Annotated in this window: 3 protein-coding genes; all 3 read right to left on the minus strand. The window is 50.0% G+C overall.

Features of this window, described 5'->3' with window-relative positions; genetic code table 11:
- Positions 1–106: 106 nt before the first annotated feature.
- The 3 genes from queD to E3J62_10450 all read right to left on the minus strand — a co-directional run bounded on the left by queD (position 107) and on the right by E3J62_10450 (position 3,767).
- The gene (gene queD / locus E3J62_10440; GenBank protein TET44405.1) at positions 107–475 is read right to left on the minus strand and encodes a 6-carboxytetrahydropterin synthase QueD; all 369 of its coding nucleotides are present in this window, start codon (positions 473–475) and stop codon (positions 107–109) included.
- 28 nt (positions 476–503) lie between these two features.
- On the minus strand, positions 504–1,793 hold the full coding sequence (locus E3J62_10445; protein TET44406.1) for an adenylosuccinate synthase: 1,290 nt from the start codon (positions 1,791–1,793) through the stop codon (positions 504–506).
- A gap of 267 nt (positions 1,794–2,060) precedes the next feature.
- Entirely contained in the window at positions 2,061–3,767 is a 1,707-nt protein-coding gene (locus E3J62_10450) for a fibronectin-binding domain-containing protein (protein ID TET44407.1), read from the minus strand.
- Between the last annotated feature and the right edge of the window lie 245 nt (positions 3,768–4,012).

Below are 4,012 nucleotides of genomic sequence, written 5' to 3' on the forward strand. Positions count from 1 at the left end.
TTTCGAAGGTGTCGGGAAGGGGGTGCGGAATTTCGAGGGCGTAGCGAGTGTGGGAAGGGAATTTCGAAGGAGCGTGGTAGGGTGGAATTTCGCGATTTTGTGTAAGTCAGGGCATATAGGCTGCTGAGGAATAGTCTGATTCCCAGACTCTAACCATGCCCAGTTTCTGCTCTGATGGTAGCTCTCTGACCAAGGCGGTAAAAATATATTTGGCCATATTTTCACACGTAGGACTTATGCCCTCGAGTTCGGGCACCTCATTCAAGACCGAATGGTCAAGACGGTTTACAATCTGCTGTAGCAGGGAGCGGAGTTCCCTGTAGTCAATAGCTACTCCTCGGTTGTCCAGGTCGTCTGTAACCACATGAATCTCTACCTTCCAGTTGTGGCCGTGCAGTTTTTCGCATGACCCGACCATACCCTTGATTGCGTGTGCAGCAGAGAAAGATGCCGAAACAGAAATGTCAAAACTCACAGTATCCCTCCGTTGTATAGCTTTCTACTTACCAGAACTTGCTGTCCGTGAGGATCACCTCATCGCGCCGTGGACCGACAGATACTGCGGCGACCTCGGCGCCAACAAGCTCGCTTATCCTGTCCAGATACTTTCGAGCTCTCGAAGGCAGCTCACCCAATGTTCTGGCCTCTCTGGTAGACTCGCTCCACCCCCATATCTGTTCGTAGATGGGCGTGCACTCGCCAAGTATGGCTGTCTGAGCAGGAAACTCGTCGACTATCTCTCCTTCGTACATGTACCCCTTACATATCTTAAGCGTATTCATGCCGTCAAGCACATCAAGCTTTGTAATTGCAATCCTGTCAATCCCACTCACTCTGACCGCACGTCTCACGAGCAGTGCATCAAACCAGCCACATCTCCTGGGCCTTCCGGTGGTTGCCCCATATTCTCTCCCCTTTATGCGCATCTTCTCCTCTAGCTTTTCTGAGAACTCTGTTGGAAAAGGGCCAGCTCCAACTCTGGTAGTGTAAGCCTTCGTGACACCCAGCACGCTATCTATCTTGCTGGGGCCGACGCCGACTCCCGTGCATGCACCTCCGGCAATCGTGCTACTTGAGGTCACAAATGGGTACGTGCCAAAGTCTATGTCAAGGAGAGCCCCCTGCGCACCCTCAAACAGGACTCTCTTACCACCAGATATGAATTTGTTGACGATTATGGACGTATCCTTTATCCAGGGCCTCAACCTTTGGGCAAATCCCCTGTACTCTCCAACCATATCGTCGTAATTGGTTGTCTCGTGATGATAGTAGTTCTCCAGGAAGAAGTTTTTTTCCTCCACATTTGCTTTGAGTTTTTCTTCAAAGACATCAAAATGAAGCAAATCAATGGCCCTTATACCAATTCTATCCATCTTGTCAGTATAAGTCGGCCCTATTCCTCTGTGGGTGGTCCCAACCTTCTTTGACTCGCGTTTTATCTCCTTGGCCTCATCAAAGAGTTTATGGTAAGGCATGGTGATGTGTGCAGCCTCGCTGATAAAGAGGCGCCCATCGACCTCTATGTTTCTTGCGGAGAGCTCATCTACCTCGGAGAGGAGAACCCTGGGATCTATTACTACGCCGTTACCTAATACACACACCTTCCCGGGATGGAGAATTCCTATGGGGACCAGATGAAGTATGAATTCCTGCTTATCAATGACTACTGTGTGTCCGGCGTTTGCCCCACCCTGGAATCTGGCTACGAGATCTGCATCAGCGGAGAGAAGGTCAACTATCTTTCCCTTCCCTTCATCTCCCCATTGAGTCCCCACAATCACGAGGCTTGGCATGCTTGTTCCTCTTTACAAACCTCGGCAATAATACGCTTGAACCAAGGACTGTCAAGAACAAAATGTTCTACACAAAGTAGAAAGTACAGAGTACAGGGTACGAAGGACGAAATGCAAATCACCAAACAGAAGGCAGGGGATGAAGTTATTTTCTCCTTCGACAGGCTTAGGACCTTCGGGATTTTCGAAGGTGTTGGGTGGAAGTGAAGGGAGTTTCGCAATTTCGAAGGTGAGGGTGTGTGGGAAGGGAATTTCGTAGGTTAGGGGTTAGGGCTTGGGTGGGAAGACTGGTTTATGGGGTTCGACCATCACCACTTTCTCCCTCTCCACCATGACCGTGCCGGGTGGCGCCTTCCTCGGCTTTCGCACATATCTTCTCTCTGCATACGCCACAGGAACGACGCGGGAGGTTCGAGCCTTGCTGTAGTAGGCAGCTATGCTCGCAACCTCCTCTATGTCCTTCTTGCCCGGAATTTTTCCTGTCCCCTGAACTCTCATTATGGTGTGAGAGCCGGATGCAGAACTCGTATGAAAGAAAAGATCCTTCGGCTTAGCAAGATGGAAAGTGATCTCATCGTTCTCCCTGGCGCTTCTGCCAACAACCACCTCCCACCCTCCGCTCGTAACGAACCTTCTGTACTGTTTTTCGGCCTTCTCCTTTTTCGCTGTCGTTCGCTGTACAAGCCCCTCCTTTACCAGAACCTCCCTGAGCCCGTCCAGGTCAGCCTTTGAACTCGCCTTCTCCAAGCTCTTCTTGAGGGATTCAAGATGGGTAACAACTTCTTTTGACGAAGCCAGTCTCTTTTTGATTGCAGGGGGTGCTTTCTTCAACTTCTTGTATTTTTTGTAGTATCCCTGGGCTGTCTCCTGTGGACTCTTGCCCCGGGTGAGAGTTATCTTCAACTTTCTTTTTGGCTCCGTTGGACTTTCCAGCAAGACTTGAGAAGCGCCCTTCCTGATCTTTCGAAGATTCATAAGAATGGCATCTCCCATTGTCTTGTATTCATCGCACTTTTGGGCTTTTTTCAAATCGTTCCGTTGCTTTTCAAAAAGAGTCTTCTTCGACCTGGTCTTCTTTTCTACCGCTTTCAACAAGAATTTCTTCTTTTCTTCTAACCTGTAGACTTGTACTGGCTTTAAATAGAACTCAACTGCCGCCTCATTCATGGAGCCGAATCTTTTGTGTTTCAGTTCAGCAAGGTGAGAGAGCTTAAAGCACGAAACCTCAACTGCATCTTCTTCCTTGTAGTACACGCTGGGAGAGAACCTCTCATTCACCACATCCTCGCACATTCCTCCTACCTCCCCTGCGACCCTCACCAGCTCTGCACGGGAACAGTCCGCGACTCTCTTCTCAATACTCAAACCAGACCTGTATACAGTCTCCCGGGACAGGAGAGGGCCGAAACCCATTATGCATTTCTGTATTCTCTCACTCAGAACAGCACCCTTATCCTCCAGCATCACCTCCATGAGTCCATCTTTGTCCAGAACCTCGGGGTCAACCCACCCGGGGTGTCTCGGTGGCCTGTATGTACGACCGACCACATTTCTCTTTGTCTTTCTTAAATAGGTAACGACTCTGTCTGCAGATGTAAGAAGGATGGCGTTGCCGCTGCTGCCCACAAGCTCAACGACGAGCCTATGCGTCACAGTCTTATCCAACGAATCTCTCTTTTCAAATCCTATCTCAGCAATCCTCTCCAAGTCCTTCTGATTGATACCTGTAATCTTCGCGCCTTGTACGAGTTTGCCAGCCGTTCTCGCAAAGTGTGTCGGGATTTCATCTTCTCTGATTTCAACAGACATCAGTCTCTTGAATCGGGGGTGGCAGGATACCACAAGACAGCCTCGGCTGGTCTCTATGACCAGCTCCCATTGGTCAATCTGCTTCAGGGCTCTCACCTTAGCACCTTTGAACGTTTCAGACAGCTCACCACACAAAGCTTTCAGTACAGCGGCATCCAGAGCCATTTCTTCCTCCCTCTGGCATTGTAGCCACACTGGGGGATGAGGTCAAGCACCCTCCACTCCCAAAAAGACGAAATTACGAAACTACGAAATTGAACACCTTGTCAACCCCGGGGGGAAAGGGTGCGGTCCCTTGATCCGAAAGTAAGACAACGGATTTTCGCTGTCTGTCTCCGCCATCCGAGTGGTGTCATCCCCGCGCAGGCGGGGATCCAGATCCCTACCGCGCGTATTCCTAGATTCCCGCT

This window comes from candidate division TA06 bacterium, from assembly GCA_004376575.1.
Taxonomy (GTDB): Bacteria; Hydrothermota; DG-26; order E44-bin18; family E44-bin18; genus E44-bin18.

Coding starts and splice junctions, on each gene's coding strand:
- E3J62_10445 (TET44406.1), bottom strand. CDS start 1,793: ATGCCAAGCCTCGTGATTGTGGGGACTCAATGGGGAGATGAAGGGAAG.
- E3J62_10450 (TET44407.1), bottom strand. CDS start 3,767: ATGGCTCTGGATGCCGCTGTACTGAAAGCTTTGTGTGGTGAGCTGTCT.